Annotated in this window: 21 protein-coding genes; 7 read left to right on the forward strand and 14 right to left on the reverse strand. The window is 67.8% G+C overall.

The features are described 5' to 3' along the window. Nucleotides 1-5: 5 nt before the first annotated feature. Complete coding sequence (locus FOC67_RS06570; RefSeq protein WP_003082475.1) at nt 6-920, reverse strand: LysR family transcriptional regulator; 915 nt, start codon at nt 918-920, stop codon at nt 6-8. Between the two features lie 300 nt (nt 921-1,220). Between FOC67_RS06570 and ycaC the strand changes: the two genes are divergently transcribed. The 7 genes from ycaC to FOC67_RS06605 all read left to right on the forward strand — a co-directional run bounded on the left by ycaC (nt 1,221) and on the right by FOC67_RS06605 (nt 8,091). Then, nucleotides 1,221-1,838: an isochorismate family cysteine hydrolase YcaC gene (gene ycaC / locus FOC67_RS06575; RefSeq protein ID WP_003082476.1), complete on the forward strand. Its 618-nt coding sequence runs from the start codon at nt 1,221-1,223 to the stop codon at nt 1,836-1,838. A 142-nt stretch (nt 1,839-1,980) separates the two neighbouring features. Next, complete coding sequence (locus tag FOC67_RS06580) at nt 1,981-2,388, forward strand: OsmC family protein (protein WP_003086631.1); 408 nt, start codon at nt 1,981-1,983, stop codon at nt 2,386-2,388. Nucleotides 2,389-2,416: 28 nt separating this feature from the next. Then, on the forward strand, nt 2,417-2,974 hold the full coding sequence (locus tag FOC67_RS06585) for an NAD(P)H-dependent FMN reductase (RefSeq protein WP_003082483.1): 558 nt from the start codon (nt 2,417-2,419) through the stop codon (nt 2,972-2,974). 26 nt (nt 2,975-3,000) lie between these two features. Beyond that, complete coding sequence (locus tag FOC67_RS06590) at nt 3,001-3,948, forward strand: pirin family protein (protein WP_009315491.1); 948 nt, start codon at nt 3,001-3,003, stop codon at nt 3,946-3,948. Nucleotides 3,949-4,107: 159 nt separating this feature from the next. Next, nucleotides 4,108-4,581: an SRPBCC family protein gene (locus FOC67_RS06595; protein ID WP_009315492.1), complete on the forward strand. Its 474-nt coding sequence runs from the start codon at nt 4,108-4,110 to the stop codon at nt 4,579-4,581. Nucleotides 4,582-4,583: 2 nt separating this feature from the next. Then, nucleotides 4,584-6,425 carry a glutathione-regulated potassium-efflux system protein KefB gene (kefB, locus tag FOC67_RS06600; protein ID WP_003086638.1) on the forward strand — a complete coding sequence of 614 codons (1,842 nt, stop codon included), beginning with the start codon at nt 4,584-4,586 and terminating at the stop codon, nt 6,423-6,425. Nucleotides 6,426-6,591: 166 nt separating this feature from the next. Further along, nucleotides 6,592-8,091, forward strand: coding sequence for an NAD(P)/FAD-dependent oxidoreductase (locus FOC67_RS06605; RefSeq protein ID WP_003086655.1), 1,500 nt, complete (start codon nt 6,592-6,594; stop codon nt 8,089-8,091). Nucleotides 8,092-8,107: 16 nt separating this feature from the next. Here FOC67_RS06605 and FOC67_RS06610 read toward each other — a convergent pair whose 3' ends face one another. The 13 genes from FOC67_RS06610 to FOC67_RS06670 all read right to left on the reverse strand — a co-directional run bounded on the left by FOC67_RS06610 (nt 8,108) and on the right by FOC67_RS06670 (nt 22,608). Continuing rightward, on the reverse strand, nt 8,108-9,043 hold the full coding sequence (locus FOC67_RS06610; RefSeq protein WP_009315493.1) for a DedA family protein/thiosulfate sulfurtransferase GlpE: 936 nt from the start codon (nt 9,041-9,043) through the stop codon (nt 8,108-8,110). A 179-nt stretch (nt 9,044-9,222) separates the two neighbouring features. Then, the gene (locus FOC67_RS06615; protein ID WP_003086661.1) at nt 9,223-9,921 is read right to left on the reverse strand and encodes a pirin family protein; all 699 of its coding nucleotides are present in this window, start codon (nt 9,919-9,921) and stop codon (nt 9,223-9,225) included. A gap of 117 nt (nt 9,922-10,038) precedes the next feature. Further along, nucleotides 10,039-10,674, reverse strand: a complete 636-nt coding sequence (locus FOC67_RS06620; protein ID WP_009315494.1) for an alpha/beta fold hydrolase — start codon at nt 10,672-10,674, stop codon at nt 10,039-10,041. Beyond that, nucleotides 10,671-11,900: an MFS transporter gene (locus tag FOC67_RS06625; protein ID WP_003082502.1), complete on the reverse strand. Its 1,230-nt coding sequence runs from the start codon at nt 11,898-11,900 to the stop codon at nt 10,671-10,673. The genes FOC67_RS06620 and FOC67_RS06625 overlap by 4 nt, the downstream gene beginning before the upstream one ends. Next, complete coding sequence (locus FOC67_RS06630; protein ID WP_003082503.1) at nt 11,897-12,856, reverse strand: clavaminate synthase family protein; 960 nt, start codon at nt 12,854-12,856, stop codon at nt 11,897-11,899. The genes FOC67_RS06625 and FOC67_RS06630 overlap by 4 nt, the downstream gene beginning before the upstream one ends. Next, entirely contained in the window at nt 12,853-14,451 is a 1,599-nt protein-coding gene (locus tag FOC67_RS06635; protein ID WP_009315495.1) for an asparagine synthetase B, read from the reverse strand. The genes FOC67_RS06630 and FOC67_RS06635 overlap by 4 nt, the downstream gene beginning before the upstream one ends. Next, nucleotides 14,451-15,929, reverse strand: a complete 1,479-nt coding sequence (locus FOC67_RS06640; protein ID WP_009315496.1) for a class I adenylate-forming enzyme family protein — start codon at nt 15,927-15,929, stop codon at nt 14,451-14,453. Before FOC67_RS06640 ends, FOC67_RS06635 begins: the two co-directional genes overlap by 1 nt. 9 nt (nt 15,930-15,938) lie before the next feature. Continuing rightward, on the reverse strand, nt 15,939-16,685 hold the full coding sequence (locus tag FOC67_RS06645) for a trans-aconitate 2-methyltransferase (RefSeq protein ID WP_003112447.1): 747 nt from the start codon (nt 16,683-16,685) through the stop codon (nt 15,939-15,941). Then, nucleotides 16,682-18,049 (reverse strand): 2-isopropylmalate synthase, encoded by a 1,368-nt coding sequence (locus FOC67_RS06650; RefSeq protein WP_009315497.1) that lies wholly within the window; start codon nt 18,047-18,049, stop codon nt 16,682-16,684. The genes FOC67_RS06645 and FOC67_RS06650 overlap by 4 nt, the downstream gene beginning before the upstream one ends. Further along, nucleotides 18,046-18,924 carry a phytanoyl-CoA dioxygenase family protein gene (locus FOC67_RS06655; RefSeq protein WP_003116358.1) on the reverse strand — a complete coding sequence of 293 codons (879 nt, stop codon included), beginning with the start codon at nt 18,922-18,924 and terminating at the stop codon, nt 18,046-18,048. The genes FOC67_RS06650 and FOC67_RS06655 overlap by 4 nt, the downstream gene beginning before the upstream one ends. Continuing rightward, nucleotides 18,921-19,535 carry an alpha/beta fold hydrolase gene (locus FOC67_RS06660; RefSeq protein WP_003109228.1) on the reverse strand — a complete coding sequence of 205 codons (615 nt, stop codon included), beginning with the start codon at nt 19,533-19,535 and terminating at the stop codon, nt 18,921-18,923. The genes FOC67_RS06655 and FOC67_RS06660 overlap by 4 nt, the downstream gene beginning before the upstream one ends. After that, complete coding sequence (locus FOC67_RS06665; RefSeq protein ID WP_009315498.1) at nt 19,529-20,791, reverse strand: hypothetical protein; 1,263 nt, start codon at nt 20,789-20,791, stop codon at nt 19,529-19,531. Before FOC67_RS06665 ends, FOC67_RS06660 begins: the two co-directional genes overlap by 7 nt. After that, nucleotides 20,788-22,608, reverse strand: coding sequence for a non-ribosomal peptide synthetase (locus FOC67_RS06670; RefSeq protein WP_171941933.1), 1,821 nt, complete (start codon nt 22,606-22,608; stop codon nt 20,788-20,790). Before FOC67_RS06670 ends, FOC67_RS06665 begins: the two co-directional genes overlap by 4 nt. Nucleotides 22,609-23,250: the final 642 nt, after the last annotated feature.

Consider the following 23,250-nt stretch of genomic DNA (forward strand, 5'->3'; position numbering starts at 1 on the left):
GAGGCTCAGCGCACGCCCCACGGCGGGCTGCCCAGGGCCTGCTGGAGAAACTGGACGAACAGCTTCACCTTCGGCGAGAGGGTCGCCGCTCGCGAATACATGGCGTAGATCAGGTCGTCCAGCGGCCGCTCCTGGGGCAGGGCCTCGACCAGCCGGCCGGCGGCCAGGTCTTCGGCGGCGATGAACAGCGGCAGCATCGCCAGGCCCAGGCCACGCACCGCGGCGTCGCGCATGGTCTGGCCGTTGTTGGTGTTGAAGCGTCCGCGCGGGGTGATCATCCGCGCCGGCTCGCCGGCCACCCGCGGCTCGAAGCTCCATAGCTGCGACGGGGTGTTGTGGCTGTAGCCGATGCAGGGATGGCAGAGGATGTCTTCGATACGTTGCAGCGGGCCGTGCCGTTCCAGGTATTCCGGGCTGCAACACACTACCCGGCGGCTGGTGCCCAGTTGGCGGGCGATCAGCGAGCTGTCCTGCAGGCGGGTGATGCGGATCGCCAGGTCGTAGCCTTCCTTCTCGAAGTCGACGATCCGGTCGTCCAGTTGCAGGACCACTTCCAGGCGCGGGTTGCGCGCCATGAATTCCATCACCAGCGGCCCCAGCCAGAGCGTGCCGAAGCTCATCGGCGCCATCACCCGCAATTCCCCGCACAGGTCGTTCTCGCGCAGGGCCACGCTTTCCGCGGCGTTGTTCAGGTCCTGCAGCGAGGCCTTGGCCGACTTGTAGAAGAAGCCGCCGGCCTCGGTCGGCTCGACGTTGCGCGTCGAGCGGTAGAGCAGGCGCACGCCGAGGTGGCGCTCCAGGTCGCTGACGCGTTTGCTGATCACGGACTTGGACAGGCTCATGCGTTCGGCGGCGGCGCTGATGCTGCCCAGCTCGACCACGTTGAGGAAGGCCTGTATGTCTTCAAGGCGCAGGCTCATGGCGAATCTCGAAACAATCGGGAGGCAGACTGTCGCATGCGGGAGAACTCCTGGTAAGGGGACGCGCGCGTCGAACGTGCAGGAACGGCAATGGCAGGGCAAGCGTAGCGCGCCCGGGGAATGGCATTGTTCTGGTATCGAGAACACCGTTTTCGCATTTTGCCGGGCGGTAAATCGCTGTCGCTGTCACTACTCTTGATGGGCGGCGTGCGCTCCCGAGACCGCCCATGCATGCCTCCCAGGAGGCGCTTCGTTTCACACCGCGCGGCGACGGACGCCGCCCGAGACCGGAGAAACACCATGTCCTTCACCTACAAGCGACTCGACAAGAACGATGCGGCGGTGCTGTTCGTCGACCACCAGGCAGGCCTGCTCTCCCTGGTCCGCGATTTCAGCCCGGACGAGTTCAAGAACAACGTCCTGGCATTGGCCGACATCGCCAGGTTCTTCAACCTGCCGACCATCCTCACCACCAGCTTCGAGGACGGCCCCAACGGCCCGCTGGTGCCGGAACTCAAGGAAATGTTCCCGCAGGCCCCGTACATCGCCCGCCCCGGCAACATCAACGCCTGGGACAACGAGGACTTCGTCAAGGCGGTCAAGGCCACCGGCAAGAAGCAACTGATCATCGCCGGCGTGGTGACCGATGTCTGCGTAGCCTTCCCGACCCTCTCGGCGCTGGAGGAGGGGTTTGACGTATTCGTCGTCACCGACGCCTCCGGCACCTTCAACCCGGTGGTGCGCGACGCCGCCTGGGCGCGCATGACCGCCGCCGGCGCGCAACTGATGAACTGGTTCAGCGTCGGCTGCGAACTGCACCGCGACTGGCGCAACGACATCGAAGGCTTCGGTGCCATCCTCGGCGGCCACCTGCCGGCGTACGCCAACCTGATCCAGAGCTTCGGCACGAAGAAGTAAGCCGGCTTCGCCGCTGTCCCGGACACAAGGCACTCCGACCATCGGGTGCCTTGTGTCGTTTTCCGTCCAGGTGTTTTCATCGGAACGCCGCTTCGCCGGAACCCGAGGTTCCGGCACGCCCCCCATGCACAGGAGAAACCCCATGGCTACCCAGGTCGTCAACGCTTCCCTCGGCGCCACCCCTTATCGCGTGACCCTCGGCGACGACAGCCACCAGTGGCTGAGCGACGTGCCGGCCGCCCTCGGCGGCGGCGACAGCGGTCCCTCGCCGCACGAGATCCTGCTCTCGGCGCTGGGCGCCTGCACGGCGATCACCGTGGCGATGTACGCGCAGCGCAAGGAGTGGCCGCTGGAAGGCATCGACGTGCAACTGGACATCGTCGAGGAACGCACCAAGCCGGAGCCTTTCACCCATATCCGCCGCGACATCCGCCTGGCCGGCGATCTCGACGCCGAGCAACGCCAGCGTCTGCTGGAGATCGCCAATGCCTGCCCGATCCATCGTGTACTCTCCGGAGAGGTCAGCGTCAGCAGCCAACTGCGCGACTGAACCCCGCACACACATCGAGGAGCACGGCATGAGCGACGACATCAAGGTATTGGGCATTTCCGGCAGCCTGCGCAGCGGCTCCTACAACAGCGCGGCGCTGCAGGAGGCGATCGGTCTGGTCCCGCCGGGCATGAGCATCGAGCTGGCGGACATCTCCGGCATCCCGCTGTACAACGAGGACGTCTACGCCCTCGGCTTCCCGCCCGCGGTGGAACGCTTCCGCGAGCAGATTCGCGCGGCGGACGCGCTGCTGTTCGCCACCCCGGAATACAACTATTCGATGGCCGGGGTGCTGAAGAATGCCATCGACTGGGCCTCGCGGCCGCCGGAGCAGCCGTTCTCCGGCAAGCCGGCGGCGATCCTCGGCGCCAGTGCCGGGCGTTTCGGCACCGCGCGGGCGCAGTATCACTTGCGCCAGACGCTGGTGTTCCTCGACGTTCATCCGCTGAACAAGCCGGAAGTGATGATCTCCAGCGCGCAGAACGCCTTCGATGCCCAGGGCCGGCTGCTCGACGACAAGGCGCGCGAGCTGATCCAGCAGCAGTTGCAGGCCCTGCAGCTATGGGTGCGCCGCCTGCGCGGTTGAATGCCTCGTCACCGGAGAGCCTGAACATGAGCAATACCGAAGAGCGTTGCGACCTGTCCTCCTCGCGGGACTGTCCGGAACGCCACGAACACCTGCTGCAACGGGTCACCGCGCGTGCCGCGGAAATCGGCGGCGGGATCACCGTCAGTCGGCTGATGCCGTCGCGCCAGCGGCGGATGATCGGTGCCTGGTGCTTCCTCGACCATGCCGGTCCCGCCGAATTCGAACCCGGCGGCGGCCTGGCCGTGGGCCCGCACCCGCACATCGGCCTGCAGACCTTCACCTGGATGATCCAGGGCGAGGCGTTGCACCGCGACAGCCTGGGCAACGTCCAGGTGATCCGTCCGGGCCAGGTCAACCTGATGACCGCCGGCCATGGCATCGCCCACACCGAGGAGTCGCTGCCCGACGAGCGCCACGCCCACGCCGCGCAGTTGTGGATCGCGCTGCCCTACGAGCAGCGCGACATCGCCCCGGCCTTCGACCATCATCCCGACCTGCCGCGCTGGCAGGAGCAGGGGGTCACCTTCACCCTGCTGGCCGGCGCTCTGGACGGTCGGCAGGCGCCGTGCCGGCTCTACTCGCCGCTGCTCGGTGCCGACCTGGCCTGCCACGACGCCTCGACCCTGCAACTGACGCTCGACCCGCACTTCGAGTACGGCCTGCTGCCGCTGGAAGGCGGGTTGGAAGTTGGCGGCGAGCATTTCGCGGTGAACGAACTGGCCTACCTGGGCGACGGCCGCGACGGCCTGCAACTGCAACTCGACCCTGGCGCGCGGGTGCTATTGCTGGGTGGCGCACCGTTCGGCGCGGAGATCTTCATGTGGTGGAACTTCGTCGGCCACAGCAAGGGTGAGATCGCCCGGGCGCAGAAGGCCTGGGAGGAGGGGGATGCTCGCTTCGGCCGGCTCGACGCCCTGGAAGGGCCGCGCTTGAGCGCTCCGCCGATTCCCTGGAAGATCGACGCCGAGTGAGGTCGATGTGCCGCCGGGTGCCCCGGCGGCGTCCTCGAATGCCTGTCGGCGATCGTTGCGGACCTGCGGTCTGGCGATTCGCCGGCAGCGGGAAAACTTTCTGCACCCATCGCCGGTCAGAACTCGCCTATCGCATGCACCGAACAGGAAGTGAGCCACATGCAATTCGAACACCTGGTCCAGGTCAACGACCGGACGCTTGTCGACCTGCCGGTCCTCGACCGGCTGCAACTCTGGGAAGGCCTGGTCTGCCGTGCGCGCGAGCCACAGTATTTCGTCGTCGGCCTGGAGCGTTTCGAGATCCTCGTCGATGACGGCGACCGCCTGCACCGGCGCCTGTACCTGCCGGGTCTGGTGGTCGAGGACGAAGTCGTGCTGAAGGCGCCGGCCAGTGCCCACTACAGCATCAAGCCGAGCGCCGAGGTGGCCGGCGGCAGCCTCGACATGACCATCGAGGAGCCGGAGCCCGGCTCGCTGTTCGTGCGTTTCGCCTACTGCACCCGCTACCTGCAGCCGCTGGGCGACGAACTGCCCTACGACGCCTTCGTCAAGCAGGCCTATATCGCCATGGATGTGGAGACCATCGCCACCATCCGCGACCGGTTCGGCGCCAGCGCCGCCAGCGGGAGTTGAGCGTGGAACACGGAAGCAGTTTTCTCCAGTCCGGCGTGGTCTTCCTGATCGCGGCGGTGTTCATGGTGCCGCTGGCCAAGCGCCTGCAACTGGGCGCGGTGCTCGGCTACCTGCTGGCCGGCGTGCTGATCGGTCCCAGCGTGCTGGGCCTGGTGGACAACCCGGAAAGCGTCGCGCAGATCTCCGAGATGGGCGTGGTATTGCTGCTGTTCATCATCGGCCTGGAGCTGTCGCCGCGGCGCCTGTGGGTGATGCGCAAGTCGGTGTTCGGCGTCGGCCTGCTGCAGGTGCTGCTGACCGGCGTGGTGATCGGCACCGTGGCCCTGGTCGGCTTCGACCAACCGGTGAACAGCGCGGTGGTGCTCGGCCTGGGCCTGGCGCTGTCGTCCACCGCTTTCGGCCTGCAGATCCTCGCCGAGCGCAAGGAACTGACCCAGCCCCATGGCCGCCTGGCCTTCGCCATCCTGCTGTTCCAGGATATCGCGGCGATCCCGCTGATCGCCATGATCCCGCTGCTCAGCGGTGCGCACAGCGACGCCGGCGGTAGCGAACTGACCCAGACCCTCAAGGTAGTCGGCAGCATCGCCGCGGTGGTGGTCGGTGGCCGCTACCTGCTGCGCCCGGTGTTCCGCATCGTCGCCCAGACCAAGCTGCAGGACATGTCCACCGCCACTGCGCTGCTGGTGGTGATGGGTACCGCGCTGCTGATGGAGCTGGCCGGCGTGTCCATGGCCCTCGGTGCCTTCCTCGCCGGCCTGCTGCTGGCCGACTCGGAGTACCGCCACGAACTGGAGGCGCAGATCGAGCCGTTCAAGGGCCTGTTGCTCGGCCTGTTCTTCATCAGCGTGGGGATGAGCGCGGACATCAGCCTGCTGCTCAAGTCGCCGTGGATGGTGCTCGGCCTGACCGTGCTGCTGATCGCCCTGAAGGCGCCGGTGCTGTACTTCGTCGGACGCATTTCCGGCGGCCTCGACAAGGCCTCGGCGCTGCGCCTGGGCGTGGTCCTGGCGGCCGGCGGCGAGTTCGCCTTCGTCGTGTTCAAGATGGCCCGCGACCAGGGCCTGTTCCAGAACGACCTGCACAACCTGCTGGTGCTTTCCATCACCCTGTCGATGGCCCTGACCCCGTTGCTGGTACTCGGCCTCGCGCGCCTGCTGGCGAAGGAGCCGGAGGCGACGAAGCCGCCGCCGGAAATGGAACGCATCGACAACGACGACACCCCGCGCGTGGTGATCGCCGGGGTCGGCCGCATGGGCCAGATCGTCGCTCGCGTGCTGCGCGCCCAGCGCGTGCCGTTCATCGCCCTGGACACCTCGGTGGAGACCATCGAGCTGACCCGTACCCTCGGCGCGATCCCGATCTTCTACGGCGACCCGATGCGCCCGGAGATCCTTCGCGCGGCCCAGGTAGAGAAGGCCGAGTTCTTCGTCATCGCCACCGATGACCCGGAGACCAACATCGAGACGGCCAAGCGCGTGCGCAAGCTCTATCCGCACCTGAAGATCATCGCCCGCGCGCGTAACCGCCAGCACGTCCACCTGTTGCTCGACGCCGGGGTCGAGCCGGTGCGCGAGACCTTCTTCTCCAGCCTGGAGATGAGCCGCATGGTGCTCTGCGGCCTGGGTCTGAGCGAGGAACAGGCGGACGCGCGGATCCGTCGTTTCCGTCGGCACGACGAAGAGGTCCTGGCCTCCCAGCACCTGTTCTACAACGACCGCGACGCGCTGATCAAAAGCGCTCGCGAGGCGCGGGTCGAGCTGGAGACGCTGTTCCAGACCGACCAGTTGGAAGACCGTGGCGCGGTAGCGGCGGAGACCCCGGAGAAACCTTCCCGCGCCTCCTAGCGCCCGACCCATGCCGGTACGCCGGCATGGGTGATTCCCACGCCTGGGTCCATACTTTGCGGATATCGCAGTACGAAGGTTGGGATACCCGCGCGGCATCCCCTCTGTAGGGTGGAGGGCATCAGCCCAGCAGACGGCTGGACGCTTCCGCCGAACGAGGAACCTTATGCCTGTCGAACACCTGGACGTACTCATCGTCGGCGCCGGATTGTCCGGCGTCGGCGCCGCCTACCACCTGATGAAGCATTGCCCCGGCAAGAGCTTCGCCCTGCTCGAAGGGCGCGCGGCGATGGGCGGTACCTGGGACCTGTTCCGCTACCCCGGCATCCGTTCCGACTCGGACATGTTCACCCTCGGCTACAACTTCAAGCCATGGAGCGATCCCAAGGCCATCGCCGACGGTCCGTCGATCCGCCGCTACATCGAGGAGACCGCGCGGGAGAACGGCATCGACCGGAAGATCCGCTACCGCCACCGGGTGCTCAGGGCCGACTGGGATTCCGCCAATGCGCGCTGGAACCTCGACGTGCAGCGCGGTGACGAGCCCGAGCCGCTGCGCATGACCGCGCAGTTCCTGCTGATGTGCACCGGCTACTACCGCTACGAGGCCGGCTATACCCCGGAATTCGTCGGTCGCGAGGACTTCGCCGGGCAGGTCGTCCATCCGCAGCTGTGGCCCGAGGACCTCGACTACAGCGGCAAGAAGGTGGTGGTGATCGGTAGCGGCGCGACCGCCGTGACCCTGGTGCCGTCGCTGACCGACAAGGCCGCCCACGTCACCATGTTGCAGCGCTCGCCGTCCTACGTGATCACCCTGCCGCAGAAGGACGCGATCTCCAATTTCCTCCGCCGCTTCCTTCCGGAAACCTGGATCTACCGCCAGGCGCGGGCGCGCAACGTGGCCATGCAGATGGTCTTCTTCATGCTCGCCAGGACCTTCCCCGGCCTGGTCCGCAAGGTCCTGCTCAAGCTGGCCAGCCTGCAACTGGGCAAACGCTTCGACATGCGTCACTTCAGCCCGCGCTACAAGCCGTGGGACGAGCGGGTCTGCGCGGTGCCGGACGGCGACCTGTTCAAGGTGCTGCGCAAGGGCAAGGCGTCGGTGGTCACCGAGCACATCGACCGCTTCGTCGAGCGGGGCATTCGCCTGAAGACCGGCGAGGTGCTGGAGGCGGACATCATCGTCACCGCCACCGGCCTCGACCTGGTGATGTTCGGCGGCGCCGAGCTGGCGGTCGACGGCAAGCCGTTCCAGGTCAACCAGAGCATGGGCTATCGCGGCATCATGCTGCGCGACCTGCCGAACCTGGCGGCGGTGGTCGGCTATACCAACGCCAGTTGGACGCTCAAGGCGGACCTCTCCAGCGAATACTTCTGCCGCCTGATCAATCACATGGACGCCACCGGCATGCGCCAGGTGACCGCCCGCGACAGCACCGGCGACGTGCGCGAGGAGCCCTTCCTCAACCTCGACTCCGGCTACATCCAGCGCGCCGCCGAGCGCATGCCCAAGCAGGGCGACCGGATGCCCTGGAAGCTTTACCAGAACTACGTCCTCGATCTGGCGCTGCTGCGCTACGGCAAGGTCGAGGACGGCTACCTGGTGTTCTCCTCGCCGGCGTCGCAGCGGCAAGCCGGCGGCGCAGCGGTGCAGGCCCTGGGCTGAACCCGGCGGGCACCGCTCAGGCGTTCGCCGCGACCTGCCCGTAGGCCTTGCGCCAGGCGTCCAGGCCGCCGGCCAGCGCCCAGGTGCGGGTGAAGCCGGAGGCGTTGAGGCGCTGGGCGAGCATCGCGGCGGAAAGTTCGTGGGGACAGGCGCAATAGATGACGATGCTGGCGTCCCTGAGGTCGCCGGGCAGGTCCTTCAGCGACACGTTCAGTTCCACCGGGATGGCTCCCGGAATGCCGCTCGGCTCGTCTTCGTGATGGGCGCGGACATCGAGGATCACCGGCAATTGCCCCTGTTCGCGAAGGCTTTCCAGTTCCTCCACGCTGATTCGCGGAATCCGCCGGCTGCGCGACAGCAGGCGCTGGCGCTGCCAGAGCTTCCAGGCGATGAAGGCGGCGAAGGCGCCGGCGATCAGCAGCGCGCCGATGGCCGCGTAGTCGCTGAGCAGGGCCAGCAGGTGGTCCACCGCATCGCTGAAGATCACCCCCAGCAGCAGCGCGGAACCGGCCCAGAGTGCCGAGCCGGCGGCGTCGTAGGCGAGGAAGCGGCGCAGGCGGGTGCGGGTCATGCCGGCCAGGGTGGTGGACAACGCACTGGCGCCGGGCAGGAACTTCGACATCAGCAGCGCCCTCGGACCGACTCGCAGGTACATGTTCTGGCTCTGGCGGATGCAACTGTCCTGGGACAGCGAGACCTTGCAGATGCTGCGCAGGAGGAAGCCGCCGTAGCGGCGCCCGGCCAGGTACCAGGCGACGTCCGCCAGCAGGCAGGCGAGCACCACCACCAGCAGGACCACGCCCAGCGGCGCGCCGACGCCCTGCATGGCCAGCGCGCCGGCGACGATCAGCGCCGGGTAGGCGGGGATCGGCAGCCCGGCCTGTTCGCAGAGCACGTTGAGGAACAGCAGGAGCAGCCCGTGGTTCTCCAGCAGGGGTTGCAGTTCACGCATGGCGGAGCCTCTCGAATGCTTCTGCGGGTAGTGTGAGCGCGAAGCGTGAAGCTGGGAAGAACCAAGTCGGCAGGGCCGGAGGCGTTGCGGCGGATAACGCCGCTGCGTCGAGAGAGGCGGCCCTGGGCTGGGGCGAAACGAAAGCAGCTCCTCGCCCGTGGGGGCGAGGGGCTGTCGGGTCAGGCCACTTCCACCAGCAGCACTTCGCTGTCTTCCAGGGCCGTGACCTTCAGGGTCGGTTCGTCGCGTACCGCCAGGCCATCGCGGGCCTCGGCGCGCACGCCGTTGACCTCGATGCTGCCGGTGGCCGGCACCAGGTAGGCGCGGCGACCGTTTTCCAGGGCGTACTCGGCGCTCTGGCCGGCCTTCAGGGTCACCGCGGCGACCTCGGCGTCGGCGCGGATGTGCAGCGCTTCGCTGTCCTGCTCGTCGCCGCTGGCGAGAGTGACGAAACGACCGTCGCGCTCGGCCTTCGGGAACGGTTTGGAGCCCCAGCGCGGTTGGTCGCCGCGGCGGTCCGGGATGATCCAGATCTGGAAGATCCGGGTGGTCTCGGCTTCCAGGTTGTACTCCGAATGGACGATGCCGGTGCCGGCGCTCATCACCTGCACGTCGCCGGCCTCGGTGCGGCCCTTGTTGCCCAGGCTGTCCTGGTGGGTGATCGCGCCTTCGCGGACATAGGTGATGATCTCCATGTCGCGGTGCGGGTGCGGCGGGAAGCCGCTGCCGGCGGCGATCTCGTCATCGTTCCAGACCCGCAGGCGGCCCCAGTCCTCGCGCTCCGGGTCATAGTAGTCGGCGAAGGAAAAATGATGACGCGCGTTCAGCCAGCCGTGGTTGGCATGGCCCAGACGGTCGAAGGGACGACGTTCGATCATGATCGGATCTCCATTGGGCCCGTCGCCGCTCGTTTGCGCGAGGGTGCGGGCGGTTGATGGGGTCATCATCCGTCAGATCATTGCGATAAAAAAGCGCGTATTTTCGGCTTTATCTATCTAATTATTAGATTCGATCAGGGCGCGAAGGAAGCGCGGGTCCGCCAGTGCGGCGAGGTGCCCGCCCGGGTATTCCCGCACCCGAGCGTCCAGGCGACGGGCGAAGGAACGTTGCAGCGACGGCGGGCTGAGCCGGTCGGCGGCCGCCACCACGTAGGTGACCGGGCAGGCTGGACGAGTCTGCCGTGGCGAGTCGATCAGCAATTGCGCGGGTTCGCTGGCGCTGGTCGGCACCTCGGCGCCGAGCAGTTCGAGGAAGCCGGCGCGGTCTTCCAGGCGGACCCGCCCTCCGAGCGGGTCGAGGCGGCATAGCCCGAGGAGATTGTCCTGGCCGCTGTCCTGGTAGCTTTCCAGCGCGCCGCCGCCCTCGCTGACCAGCGCGCTGAACAGGTACAGGTGCGCGGCGCGCTCGCCCAGGCGGGCCGCCAGGCATTGCGCCAGGTAGCCGCCGAAGCTGTGGCCGCAGAGTATCACCCGCTCCTCGCCGGCCAGCGTGGCGGCGGCCTGGTCCAGCCAATGCGCCAGGTCGCATCCGGGCGCGTCGCGCAGATGGTCGCAGCTTCGCCAGCCGGCGCCTTCCACGGACCAGGCGGAGCGGCGCAGGAAAAATCCCGAGACCAGCAGCACGCCGCTCATCCGCCGGCCCGCTCGGCCTGGCGCAGGCCGACCGCGCCGACCTGCAGCAGCATGATCACCCCGCACAGCGCGGCCAGGCCGAGGTACAGCGCCTGGCTGCCGGCATGGTCGAGCATGATCCCGCCGTACAGCGGTGCCAGCGCGGTGCCGAGGCTGTAGAGATTGGCCGCGCCGAAATAGCTGCCGCGCAAGTCGTCGGGGGTCAGTTGGTCGACCTCCACGCTGAAGGTCGGGAACACGATCAGTTCGCCGAGGCTGAGCACCACCGTGGCCAGCGCCAGGCCGGCGAACAGGGTCACCGGGGTCCAGGCGAAGCCTAGCTGGGCCAGGAGCATGAGCAGCATGCCGAGCATCAGGCGGCCGCCGGTGCCGGTGTTTTCCAGCAGGCGGAGGAGGGGAAACTGGGCGACCACTATGGTCAGCGCGTTGATGGTCACCAGCAGGGCGATGCTGTTGACCACGTCGGGCAGACCGCTGCGGGTGAGGTACTGCACGAGGGTCGAATCGAAGGTGGCGTAGATCAGCGCGGCCAGCATGTTGCACAGCAACAGCAGGGTGAAGGCGCGATGCCGGGCCATGCTCAGGCAGGCTTCGAGGAACCCCGTCGAGGATCGCGGGGCAAGGCTGCGCCGCTTAAGTTCGAGGTGGTGCAGCAGGCGCCAGAGCAGCAGGCCGTAGCAGAAGTAGACCAGCGCGGTGACCAGGAAGGTGCCGGCCTGGGCGGCGACGCCGAGGGTCAGGCCGATCAGCGGGCCGAGGGCGGCGCCCAGGTTGATCAGGAAGTACCGGCAGTAGAGCGCCAGTTCCCGCGAGCGGCGATCCTCGACGCGGTCGCCGATCAGCGCCTTGCAGCTCGATTCGAGCAGGGCGCAGCCGATGCTCACCCCGGAGATCGCCAGTCCGTAGGACAGCGGCTGGCCGCTGAAGCCCAGCAACACGAAGGAAAGCCCGCTGAGGCTGGTGCCGAAGAAGATCAGGCGCTTGCGCCCGAAACGATCCGACAGCCAGCCGGTGTAGATGCCGCTGAGCGCGCCGCAGACGGTCGCCAGCGCCAGCAGCAGGCCGATGGCGCTGGCGGACAGCCGGAACTCGCGCCACAGCAGCAATGCCAGGAACGGCCAGACCATGAAGTAGGCGCCGCGGGTCAGCAGCGTACCGACGAGCATCACGTGGATTTCCGTCGGCAGGGCGCGGAAGCGTTGCACGCTGAAGGTGTTGTCGCTCACGGGCGGGGCTCCTGGGCGAGGGGACGGATGCCGCCGCGCAGGCTGCCGGCGGCTACCTGGTGGAACAGCGGCAGGAAGCTTTCCGGCAGTTCGCGGGTGAATTCGCTGCTCAGCCAGCAGCGCAGCAGGCAGCGGCGCTGCCGCTCGTCGTCGCTGAACTCGGTGCGCGCGTGCAGGGTGGTGTGGTTGTTCACCAGCACCAGCATGCCCTTGCTGAAGTCCAGTTCGGCATAGCCGTCGGCGCGTTCGATCGCCTCGTCCAGGCCGTCGAGCATGCTTCGCACCTGCGGGGCGAGGCTTAGCCCGTGGCGCGTCACCGATTCGTTGAACTTGCGGATATAGCGCAAGACGAAGGTCCGTGGGGTTTCCGTGAGCAGCGGCACCAGCGCGTAGTCGGCGTCACCTTCGTCGCGCAGGTCGTGGGGGATCGGTTGGCCGAGCAGGGGCAGCCAGGCCGGATTGGCGGCTTCCAGGGTGGCGAGGACGTCGGCCGAGGAGCGGATGCGGAAGGCGCCGCCCCGGCGTGCCGGCGACCAGCAGGCGAGCACCGTGAGGTCGGCGCGATCGGAGTGGAAGGCCAGTTCCTGGCTGGTCAGGTGGCCGCGCTGCGGCGCGTCGCGGGCGTCGCGCAGACCGAGGTCGCGCACTTCCTTGAGGTACTCGCCGTTGCGGTTGATCGCCACGGTGCGTCCCAGCCATTGGCAGAATGCGCGGAACACCCGCTGGAATTCGTCCTCGGCGAGTCCGCGCAGCAGCGCGGAATCGTGCAGCAGCACGCCGCTGCCGTGCTCCAGTTCGTGATGCAGGCGCTGGCGCAGGAGAGCCTCCGCGCTATCCGCGGGACGCCGCTCCAGCAGGCGCGCGAACAGCGTTTCCAGGCCGGCGGCGAAAGCGGCCGAAGCGCAGAACACCGCGTTGCCCCGCCAGGGCGCGGGGCGACGATGGATGGTTGTCATAGCGAGGCTCCGTATTCCTGCTGCCAGAGCGACAGGGTGGTGAGGGTGAACAACTGGTCGCCGGGCAGCGCCGCGACGCTCGGTGCGTCCAGGCCTTCCAGGCCGAGGTCGTGGAGCGCCGGCAGACGTTCGGCGAGGTGCCGGCGCATTTCCCCGAGGGCCTGCGGCCACCGTTCGAACGGCAGGCGGAAATGCCGTTTCGGCTGTGCCTGCCAGCGTTTCTCGCGCTGCTCCAGGAGCGCCACCAGCGGAGCCTTGGCGGTGTCGCCGACGATCCGCTGGAGGCGCCCGGCGCGCTGCGCCAGGGCGCCATGCAGGTAGGGGGTGCGCGCTTCGATGGTGCGCGACATCAGCAGATGGTCGGCGCGTCGCAGCAGCGGCTCCAGCGAGTAGTGCAGGTCGAACTGGCCGATCGCCGCCTCGAGGCCCTGGCCGAGGGCCTCGTGGGCGAGTTCCTCGATCCGCTCGGCGACCCGTCGGCCCGCCGGTTCCGCCAGCAGCGTAGCCTTGCGCCGGTACTCGCCGAACCAGGCGGTGGCGAAGCGCCGCGGTTCCGGTGCGTCGCGCCGGCGCCAGAGTTCGAGATGGCGCGGGTAGCCCCAGAACAGTTCGTCGGCGCCTTCGCCGAGAAGCACGCAGTGATAGCCCTGCTCGCCGATACCGTCGGCCAGGCGCTGGTACATCAGCAGGCTGGACATCCGTGTCGCCCCGCCGAAGTTGCCGACCGCGCGACGCAGCAGCGGCATGAAGGCTTCCTGGCGCAGCTCGAAGCGTTGCAGCCGAGGGTGTGGCAGCAGGCTTTCCTCGTCGCCTTCCAGGCACAGGTGGAAGCGTTGCAACTGCGGGTCCAGGTAGCTGCCGAGCAGGTTGGAATCGACCCCGCCGCTGACCAGCAGGGCGCAGGGGCGGAAGGTCTGGCGGCAGCGTTCGAGGGTTTCGCCGAGCTGCTCGTCGAGGCTGTCCGCCTCGCTGGCCGGGGCGGTGGCCAGCCGCTGGCGCTGGCAGAGGCGCGGACGCTCCTGGGAGAGATCGAAGCGCAACACCTCGCCGGGCAGCAGCAGACGGACCTGCTGGAACAGGGTCTGGCCTTCCAGCGGCACGCCGGCGGCGACCACCTGGGCGATCGCCTCGGCGTCGGCACGGGCGCCGCCGAGCAGGTGCAGCAGCGCCCGCGGCTCGGAGGCGAAGGCCAGCAGGCCGCGCTCGGGCTGGTAGCTGTAGTACAGCGGCTTGATGCCGAACTCGTCGCGCAGCAGGGTCAATTGCCGGGTCTGCGGGTCCCAGCTGGCGAGGGCGTACATGCCGTCCGGCAGTACCCCGCGCTGCAAGCCGTCGAGCAGCAGGCGGATCTCGCCATGGATTTCGCAGCCGGCCTGGTAGACCTCGCCGTTGTAGGCGACCCGCCGCTGACCCTCCTGCGGCGGCAGCGGCACCGCCGCGGCGCCGGACATCGGCAGGCGGGTCATGCCGATGGCGCCGTTCGGCAGGGCCGCGATGCCCTCGCCGAACGGACCCCGATGGGCCAGCAGGCGTAGCGCTCCGGCGAAGCGCGAGACACTGAAACCGGTGCCGATGTAACCGAGGATGCCGCACATCACGAGGCTTCCCGTTGCAGCAGGGCGGCGAGCGCACGGCGGTCGTGCTTGCCGGCGCCGTTCAGCGGCAGGGCCTGGTGCGACAGCACCACGCGCTGCGGCGCGCGGAGGGTGCCGAGCTGCTGCTGGAGCCAGGGCAGGAAGGCGAACTCGACCTGCGGCGCGGTGTGGATCACGGCGACATAGTCTTCGCCATAGAGCGGGCAGTCGACCTTCAGGCAGCAGACGTCGATCACCTCGTCCAGGCCGTTGAGCGCCCGTTCGCATTCATTCAGGTGGAACAGGTTGCCGCCCTTGTTGATGGTGCCGTCGCAACGGCCGAGGACGTGCACGCAGCGGTCCTCGTCGAAGTAGGCGAGGTCCTGGGTGTTCAGCCAGCCGTCCTCGAGCACCTGGGCGGTCAGGTCGGGGCGGTTGACGTAGCCGGAGAACAGGCTCGGCGTGCGCACCCACAGGCGCCCGCGTTCGCCGCTGCCCTCCAGCGGGCGGCCGTCGGGGTCGGTCAGCTTGAGTTCCAGGCCGACGGCCGGTCCCACCGAGTTGTCGAACGCGTCGCCGCGACGCTTGCCGAAGAGGAAGGCGAAGCCGCACTCGCTGAGGCCGTAGATGTTCGCCAGCGCCGCGTAGTCGCGCTGGAAGGCCGCCTGCAGGTCGGCGTCCAGGCGCGCCGAGCCGGCGACGCAGAGCAGGCGCTGCAACGGCAAGCGGCGCGGCGGCGGGGAGCCTTCCTTGACCATGTGGTTGACCACCGGCGGCACCAGGTAGAGGAAACTGATGCCGAAGCGTTCCACGTATTCCCAGAAGCCTTCGCTGTCGGCCCAGCAGTGCAGCGGCAGGAGCACCGCGCTGCCGCCGTACAGCAGCGGGAAGAGGAAATTGATGCCGAGGATGCCCAGGCCGCTGATCCGGTAGAAGCAACCGGAGCGCGTGTGCTCGCCGATGCCCAGGCAGTCGCGGCCGATGCGATAGGCATGGAGCATGGCCTGCTGGCTGAGTTCGATGCCTTTCGGCTGGCCGGTGGTGCCCGAGGTGAACAGGATCATGTGGCTGTGCGCGGCGCGGTCGAGCCGGCGCGTCGCGCTGCGCTCGAAATCCAGCGCCAGGCGCAGCCCGGCCAGCGCGCCCTCGAGCGGATGTTCGCTGACCAGCGCGTCCAGGCGCATCTCGTCGACGATGGCCTGCTTCGCGGCCTCCCCCCACTCGGGATCGATCAGCACCAGATGCTTGCCCGCGCGCATGACCGCATAGATCAGGCAGAGGTTGCGGTAGCTGTTGTCCAGCAGCACGCCGACACTGCGGCAGGCATGCGCGGCGATCTGCTCGGCGAGGGCGTCGACCTGGCGGTCGGCGTCGCCCCAGGTGTATTCCAGCGGTCGCTCCGGCTCGCGGGCGTCGATCAGGAACGGCCGCCGCGGGTCGGCGCTGCCGAGATGGCGGAGGGTGCTGTCGAGCGATACGGGTACGGGGAGGCTGCTCATGCCGGCTCCTCAGCGATTCAGCGCGGTGAAGGCGTGGATGTCGAAGTTCACCGCCACCTGCGGCGCGCTCTCGATCTCGCGCACCGCGGCGATGAAGCGGTCGGCGTAGTCTTCGCCGCCTTCCTGCTCGATGTAGCGGGTCACGTAGCTGGTGGAGAGGAAGAACAGCGCGACCTCCTCCGGGCTGAGGAAGATGATGTTGGCGAACACTTCGCGGCGGCAGTCGCGCAGGTGCGGGCAACTGCCCATGATCTCCAGGGTGTCGTCATAGCGGGTCAGGCGCGGGTCGCGGTGTTTGGCCCACTTGTTCACCAGTTCGTGCTCGATGAAGTCGCGCAGCGGCCCGTAGGCGATCGGGAAGTCGTACTTGTAGGCGCAGAACAGCCCGCCGGGGGTCAGCCAGTCGGCCATGCGCGTCAGCACCTGCTTGCGGTCCATCCAGTAGAAGGAGGTGGCGCTGGTGACCAGGTCGAAGCGGCGTTGCGGCGCGAAGGTTTCCGCCGGCGACACGCTGAAGCGGATCTCCGGGTAGTTCTCGCGGGCCTTGGCGATCAGCGCCTCGCCCAGGTCGCTGCCTTCCACGTAGCGGAACCAGGGTTGCAGGCGGACGGTCGAGACGCCGTTACCGCAGCCGATGTCCAGCGCCGCTTCGCGTGCCGGGGCGCGTTCGGCGAGGTTGCGGTAGAGCGAATCCGGATAGGCGATCTTGCCGCGGACCACGTTGTAGGCGTCTGCGTGCTTGTCGAACTGCTTCATTGGGTAATCTCCAGTAGGCTCTCGTGGTAATCGCCCTTGTGGACGAAATTGATGTAGGTGCCGCTGCCGCCGAGGTAGCGGTAGCTGTGCTCGACGCCGGCGGGGATGAACACGCTGGCCGGGCTCTGCAAACGGCGCAGTTGGCCGCCTAGCAGGACTTCCACCTCCAGGCCGCGGTAGTCCTCGTCGCTGCCGAGGAACAGGAACACCGAGTCGCAGTTGTGCACGTGGCTGTCGACGTGGCCCGGCCCGCCGTCGCCGACGTCGTGGAACTGGCGGGCGATGAAGTAGAACGGCGAGCCGTCGAGCAGGCGCCGGTCGAGCATGACGAAGCGCTTGCCGGGGCCGTGGCGGTGGTACTTCAGTTCGCTGGCGGATTTCTCGAAAGGCGTGAGGAACAGGGATTGGCGGTGCATCGGCGTGTAGCGTTGCAGCGAGACGCGGCCGTTGATCAGTTCCGGATCGAAGGCGCTGTAGGCGTCCTGGTTTTCCTGCATGGCCAGCTGGTGCAGGCGGGCGACATGGACGAAGGCGTTCTCGCCGACCACCGGGTGCATCGGCGAACGCTTGATCCGGCTGTGCGCCTCGACCAGTTCGGAGACCGCGAGGACGTTCTTCAGGTTGAAGCGGTCGGCGGCGAACTTGGTGTGCAGCAGGGTCAGCAACTGGAAGGTATCGGTGATCCCGGCGCGTTCGCCGATCCCGTTGCAGCTCGCCGAGTGCCACTGGACCCCGGCCTGGATCGCCGCCAGGGTGTTGCCCAGGGCCAGGCCGCGGTCGTTGTGCACGTGGTACTCGAAGACCACGTCGGGGAACTCGTGGCGCAGCAGAGAGAGCACGTCGAAGGTCTCGTCCGGCAGCAGGATGCCCACGCTGTCGGCGAAGCAGATGCGATCGGCGCCGGCGTCGCGCGCGGTGGCGATCATGCTGACCAGGTCGCTGACCGAGGTGCGCGCGGCGTCTTCCACCGTGGCCCGGACCCGCAGGCCGCGTTCGCGGGCGTAGCGGATCGCGTCGTGGAACAGTTCGAGCACCTCCTCGCGGTTCATGCCCTTGAACTTGGTTTCCAGCGAGATCGCGTTGATCGAGGCGAACAGCCCGACCCACTGGGCACCGGTTTCCAGCACCGCGTCGATATCCTCCCGGCGCGCCCGGGCGTGGGCCAGCACCGGCGTGGAAACCGCCGCCACCACGGCGCGTACCCGCTCGCGTTCGTCCGCGGAAATCCGCGGGTGGCCGCACTCGATCATATCCACCCCCAGCGCCGCGATTTCCCTCGCCAGCTGGACCGACCGCGCGCTGTCGAAGCTGCACTGGCGGGCCTGGCACCCCTCGCGCAGGGTGCAGTCGATGACCCGGATCATCGTCTCGCTCCCGCGTCCGAGGCCGACAGCGTCGCCAGCCGCGGCTCCCTGATGAAGTCGTGGATCTTCGGCGCATGGCCGAACTGGCGGGAGAAACGGGCGAGGAAGGTGACCATCTTCAGCGAGTAGTCGCACAGCTGCGGAAGATAGTGGTCGAGGTTGTCCTCGGTGATTGCCTCGTCCGGGAACACGCTTTTCAGGTTGGAAGCGATCCAGGTTTTCATGCTGTCCTCTCGATTCAGTTGGTGGAATTCGTCGTCGTCGACGAAGACGATCGGCATGCCGATGCGCAGCTGGCCGCTGCGGTTGTTGTGGCTGCCATGTGCGGTGCGGGCGGGCCAGACCAGGACGTCGCCGGCGTCCAGCTCGGCATCCACCAGTTGCTCGCGGGAAATGCCGTTGGCCTGGAGGTCGATGCACTTGAACATCGGGTAGGCGAGGTCGAATTCGTGAGGGAAGATCGTGCGGTCGTCGGGGTAATAGAACATCCCACCGTTGTCGTTCCGCGACGGGGTCAGGGCGACCCAGAAGGTCTGCGCGCTTTCGTAGCGCTTCTCCCACAGCGCGATGTCCTGGTGCAGCGGGATGTAGGACTCGTCGGCGTGGCGCTTGATGAACGCCGCGTGGCGCAGCAGGCGCGGCTTGCGCAGATGGTCGCGGACCAGCGCGTCGAGCCCGGAGCGGGCGAACCAGTCGTCCCAGAAGAGCGGGTCGTGGCGGTGCAGGTTGCGCACCTTCTTCGCCTCGCGGCGCTCGTCGTCGGCGATGTCGAATTCCGGTTCCAGCGCCGGGTCCGGCCGCTGCGCCGCGGCGAGGATCCAGTCCAGCGCCTGTTGGCGCAATTGCGGGGATACCACCTGCCGATAGTGTTTCATTGGACGGACTCCTTGCTGACGGTGTGGACGATGAAATCGATCACCGCCGGGTCCTGCAGGGCCAGGTGGTGCGGACGCTCGCAGGGGAAGGTGTCGAGCCGCTCGATCAGGTCGCACCAGCGTTCGGCGGCCGGGTCGCGGCCGGCGTCGTCCCGGCAGCGCACCCAGCTGGCGCGGGCGAGGCGATGGCGGGGCTGCCAGCGGCCGAACAGCTCGACATTGCGCAGCAGGACCTCTTCGCGCAGTTCGCCAAGCTCGCTCATCAGGGCGATCCACTCGCGCATCTCGGCGCTCAGCCAGCGCTGGTATTGCTCGCTTGGCGGCATTCGCCGCAGGGCCGGCCAGGGCAGGTGGCTGTCGATCATCAGCAGGCGGCTGGCCGGCAACTGGCGGGCCATCTCGTAGCCGACCAGGCCGCCGAAGGAATAGCCGATCAGCCAGTCCGGTTCTTCCGCCAGGCCGTCGAGTACCTGGCTGGCGAGGGCTTCGATGCTGGCGTAGGCATCCAGCCGGTGGTAGTCGACCAGCCGGCAGTCCGTTGCGCCGAGGCGTGCCAGCAGCCCGCGGAAGCAGCTCGGGTGGCCGATGAAGTCAGGCAGCAGGATCAGCATGGGCGTAGCGCCTCGGCCATGGCCGCCGCCAGCGACAGGGTCCGTTCGCGGCCGAAGCGGCTGGCCAGGCTGGCGTCCCAGCCGCCGTCGTCGCGCCGGACCAGGGTCAGGGTCAGCGGCAGGCGGCTCTTCAGTGTCGGCCGGTGGATGAACCCGGCGCTGCGGAATGGCTGGTCGATGACATTGATCATCACCTGGGCGTCGGCATAGCGCAGCCCGGCCCGTTCGGCGATGGCCTCTGCCGGCAGCAGGCTGTGCTCGAAGGCCTCGAGCCTGTGTCGTTCGAAGGTGTCCTCGGCGGTCGCGGCGTCCAGCAGCAGCGGCACCAGGTTCAGCCAGCAACCGGAAACCGCCGTGCCTCGGCGACTGCGCAGGCTGACCGGGGTCAGCGCCAGGACCTTGCCGGTGGCGCCCTGGCTGGCCAGGGCGAGAGCCAGGGCGCAGGCGAGCCGGGTCAGCAGGGCGGCTTCGCCGTCTCCTGGCGTGGCGGCCAAGCGGAAATCCTCGCAATGGCTGGCGCGCTCCGCCCATGGCAGGCTCGCCAGTTCACGGAACGCCTCGCCGCGCTCGCTCCAGTAGTCTTCCAGCCTGGTCCTGCGCTCGCGCAGCTGGCGCTCCAGGCGCCATTGCTGCTGGAGGAAGCCGAACTCGGGGGCCGCCGCTTCGGTCGTGGGGTCGGCGTTGAGCACGGCCAGGCGGGCCAGCAGCACGCTGGCGAAGTCGGCGTCGGCGACCAGGTGATGCAGCCAGACGCCCCAGCGCGCACGTCCTCCGCAGCGCCCGTGGAACAACCGCAGCAGGCCGCGCTCGAACAGGGAATGCGGGCGTTGCAGCAGCGCTGCGATGAGCGCGTCTTCGTCGGCGAAGGGGCCGACTTCCAGCGCCGGGCTCTCCTCGGGCCGCCCGTGGACGACCAGTTCGAAACCTTCCGCGCCGCTGTCCACCTGGCTGTCGAGCAACGGGAACTCTTCGCGCAGGCGCCGACCCAGGCGCGTCAGGTCGGATGCCGGCACCTCGGCCGGAGCCAGGTAGCAGAGGCCGAAGCGGGTCAGGTCGGCGCCGAGCAGCTCGCTGAAGACCATCCCGCAGGACCAGGGCGACAGGTCGACGCGCAAGGACTGCGCGGCCTCATCCGGCATCGGTTGGTGCCGCAGGCGGTCGCGCTCGGAGGGGGACAGGCGGTGCCAATCGCCGACCACCACCAGGTGCTCGCGGAACCAGTGGTAGCGCACCTCCGCGGAGAGACCGACGTTCATGCCGCGCTCCTCGACAGCACCAGCGGCTGCTCCGGCGTCGCCGCCCGTTCCAGCAGACGCTCCGGCGCCAGGCCGTGGCTGCGCAGGAGACGGCTGAACTGGTCGAGGCGCGAGTTTGCCTGCAAGTCGGCGAGTCCCAGGTTTGCTCCCGCACCCGCCGATTGACAGAGGGCGACCAGTTGCAGGGCGAGCAACGAGTTGCCGCCGCAGAGGAAGAAATCCTGGTCGGCGGCGCCGACCTCGCAACCCAGCAATTCGCTCCACAGCTGCGCGCAGCCGCGTTGGTCGGGATCGAGCGCGCTGGCGCAGCGCTCCAGCGGTTCTTCCAGGCGGCGCAGCAGGGCGGCGCGGTCCAGCTTGCCGTGCGCCGTCAAGGGCAAGGCCTCGACCCGGACGCAGGCATGCGGGCGCTGCCAGGTGGGCAGTTGGCGGAGCAGGGCCTGTGGGCTGGCGTCGGCTTTTCCCGTCCAGGCGCAGAGCAGTTGCTTGACGCCGTTGCGCTCGCGGACCAGCAGGGCGCAGTCGAGGATGCCCGGCTGGCGGCGGAAGCGCTGTTCCAGGGCGGGGAGGTCGAGGCGATAGCCGTTCAGCTTGACCTGGCCATCGCCGCGGCCGATGAAGCGCAGCCGACCCTGCTCGTCGTAGCGAGCGCGGTCGCCGGTACGGTAGGCACGCAGCAGGCGGCCGCGATAGGGCAACTCGACGAAGCTGGCGCGGGTGCGCGTCGCATCGTTCCGATAACCCTGCGCCAGGCCGGCGCCGAAGGCGACGATCTCCCCGGCCCGGTCGGGCTCGGCGATCTCCTGTCCGTGCTCGTCGAGTAGGAGCACCGCGGTGCCGGCGATGGCCTTGCCGATGGGGATGTCGTCTTCCTCGAGGTCGTCGTTGGTGACGACATGGCAGCAGGTGAAGGTGGTGTTCTCCGTCGGTCCGTAGCCATTCACCAGGTGCAGTCGCGGATGCCGCAGCAGCGCCCGGCGCACGTGCGGCACCGAGAGGATGTCGCCGCCGGTGAGCAACTGGCGAAGGCCGCCGAGGCAGTCCGGGTCGAGGTCCACCAGGGTGTTGAACAGCGAGGCGGTGAGCCAGGCGCTGTCGGCTCCGCGCTCGTCGATCAGCCGGCGCAGCACGCCCGGGTCGAGGGGGCCGAGGTCGTTCAGCACGCAGCAGCCGCCGTTGAGCAGCGCGCCCCAGATCTCCAGGGTCGCCGCATCGAAGGACAGCGGCGAGTTCACCAGGAAGCGCATCTGCGGAGCGAACGCGAGGAACGACTGGCCCAGGCACAGACGGGTAATGCCGGCGTGGATGCAGGCGATGGCTTTCGGGCGGCCGGTGGTGCCCGAGGAGAAGTTGATGTAGGCGATCTGGTCCGCCGCGAAGCATGGCCGGGCGACCGAGGCTGGAGCGGCAGGCAGGTGCCTGACCGGGACGCAGGGAAGACCGTTGGCGGGCGTCGGCGTGGTCGAGCAGTCGAGGATCAGGCGGCAGTCGACCTGCCGGCACAACTCTGCATTCCAGGCCGCCGGTTGTTTCAGGTCTATATATAAGTAGTGATGGCCGGATAATAGTATGGCGAGCAGGCAGACAATGCTTTCCCGAGAATATTCGCCGTACACTCCAAGACAAACTCCCGGCTGCGGATAATGCTCGAGAAGATAGTCTGAAAGTTGTTCGGCGCTATGCAGGAGTTGCCGATAGTCGACACTTCCGAAACGGTCCCTGATGGCTTCGCGATGGGGATGAAGCGCTGCCATTTCGCTGAAGCGGGCCACCACCGTTGGGTGCGCGTACAGGTCGAGCAGGGAGTTCTGGGACATTCTGGCGATCGCCTTTTTTCGAAAAAATGAGTCCATCTGCCGGCTTCTTCGGCTAAATGAAGGGTTTTTGGTTTTTCGTGAGGACGGCGGCCGAGTCTTCCCGGGAACTGCCAGTCGTCCGCCGCCCACCGGCTCGCTCACGCGAGCGGCAAGCGTCGAGGCGCCTTGCCCGGAAAAACGTTATGGAAATACGGAGTGCCGTCGACTCAAGGGCAGTCAACTGCTGCCATGCAGACTTATCGTCAGGAAAGAGAGAAAAGCGATGAGAATGGATTCACGGTCACGCATTGCACTTCCACCTTGCGTTGGGTTTCCGAAGTGTTTCGCTGTGTGTGTTTTTATATGTTTCGTGGGTATTTAAAATAAGATACAAATTTCCCCTCACAACTATGAGAATTGGTAGTTGGCGAAAGGGCGGTATGAGGGGTGTCGAAGCGCGCCGGCTGATGGCTTTTTGCCGAGGCAGGCTGCCGCGGCTACGCCTGCCGGGGGTAGCACGGACAAGTGGTGTCGGGGGGCCTGGCCGCTGCGGCGAGGCGCGGAGGTCCGGCTGGCGCGGCGATCATCACAGAAGATTCTGCGGCGTCATTCATCGTTTGAATGGTTGCTGCCGCAAGCGCGCCCGGCGCCGTCGATGCTGGT

The sequence above is a fragment of the Pseudomonas sp. FDAARGOS_761 genome, from assembly GCF_013343155.1.
GTDB classification, from domain to species: Bacteria; Pseudomonadota; Gammaproteobacteria; order Pseudomonadales; family Pseudomonadaceae; genus Pseudomonas; species Pseudomonas aeruginosa.

Coding starts and splice junctions, on each gene's coding strand:
- FOC67_RS06570 (WP_003082475.1), bottom strand. CDS start 920: ATGAGCCTGCGCCTTGAAGACATACAGGCCTTCCTCAACGTGGTCGAG.
- ycaC (WP_003082476.1), top strand. CDS start 1,221: ATGTCCTTCACCTACAAGCGACTCGACAAGAACGATGCGGCGGTGCTG.
- FOC67_RS06580 (WP_003086631.1), top strand. CDS start 1,981: ATGGCTACCCAGGTCGTCAACGCTTCCCTCGGCGCCACCCCTTATCGC.
- FOC67_RS06585 (WP_003082483.1), top strand. CDS start 2,417: ATGAGCGACGACATCAAGGTATTGGGCATTTCCGGCAGCCTGCGCAGC.
- FOC67_RS06590 (WP_009315491.1), top strand. CDS start 3,001: ATGAGCAATACCGAAGAGCGTTGCGACCTGTCCTCCTCGCGGGACTGT.
- FOC67_RS06595 (WP_009315492.1), top strand. CDS start 4,108: ATGCAATTCGAACACCTGGTCCAGGTCAACGACCGGACGCTTGTCGAC.
- FOC67_RS06605 (WP_003086655.1), top strand. CDS start 6,592: ATGCCTGTCGAACACCTGGACGTACTCATCGTCGGCGCCGGATTGTCC.
- FOC67_RS06610 (WP_009315493.1), bottom strand. CDS start 9,043: ATGCGTGAACTGCAACCCCTGCTGGAGAACCACGGGCTGCTCCTGCTG.
- FOC67_RS06615 (WP_003086661.1), bottom strand. CDS start 9,921: ATGATCGAACGTCGTCCCTTCGACCGTCTGGGCCATGCCAACCACGGC.
- FOC67_RS06620 (WP_009315494.1), bottom strand. CDS start 10,674: ATGAGCGGCGTGCTGCTGGTCTCGGGATTTTTCCTGCGCCGCTCCGCC.
- FOC67_RS06630 (WP_003082503.1), bottom strand. CDS start 12,856: ATGACAACCATCCATCGTCGCCCCGCGCCCTGGCGGGGCAACGCGGTG.
- FOC67_RS06635 (WP_009315495.1), bottom strand. CDS start 14,451: ATGTGCGGCATCCTCGGTTACATCGGCACCGGTTTCAGTGTCTCGCGC.
- FOC67_RS06640 (WP_009315496.1), bottom strand. CDS start 15,929: ATGAGCAGCCTCCCCGTACCCGTATCGCTCGACAGCACCCTCCGCCAT.
- FOC67_RS06645 (WP_003112447.1), bottom strand. CDS start 16,685: ATGAAGCAGTTCGACAAGCACGCAGACGCCTACAACGTGGTCCGCGGC.
- FOC67_RS06650 (WP_009315497.1), bottom strand. CDS start 18,049: ATGATCCGGGTCATCGACTGCACCCTGCGCGAGGGGTGCCAGGCCCGC.
- FOC67_RS06655 (WP_003116358.1), bottom strand. CDS start 18,924: ATGAAACACTATCGGCAGGTGGTATCCCCGCAATTGCGCCAACAGGCG.
- FOC67_RS06660 (WP_003109228.1), bottom strand. CDS start 19,535: ATGCTGATCCTGCTGCCTGACTTCATCGGCCACCCGAGCTGCTTCCGC.
- FOC67_RS06665 (WP_009315498.1), bottom strand. CDS start 20,791: ATGAACGTCGGTCTCTCCGCGGAGGTGCGCTACCACTGGTTCCGCGAG.
- FOC67_RS06670 (WP_171941933.1), bottom strand. CDS start 22,608: ATGTCCCAGAACTCCCTGCTCGACCTGTACGCGCACCCAACGGTGGTG.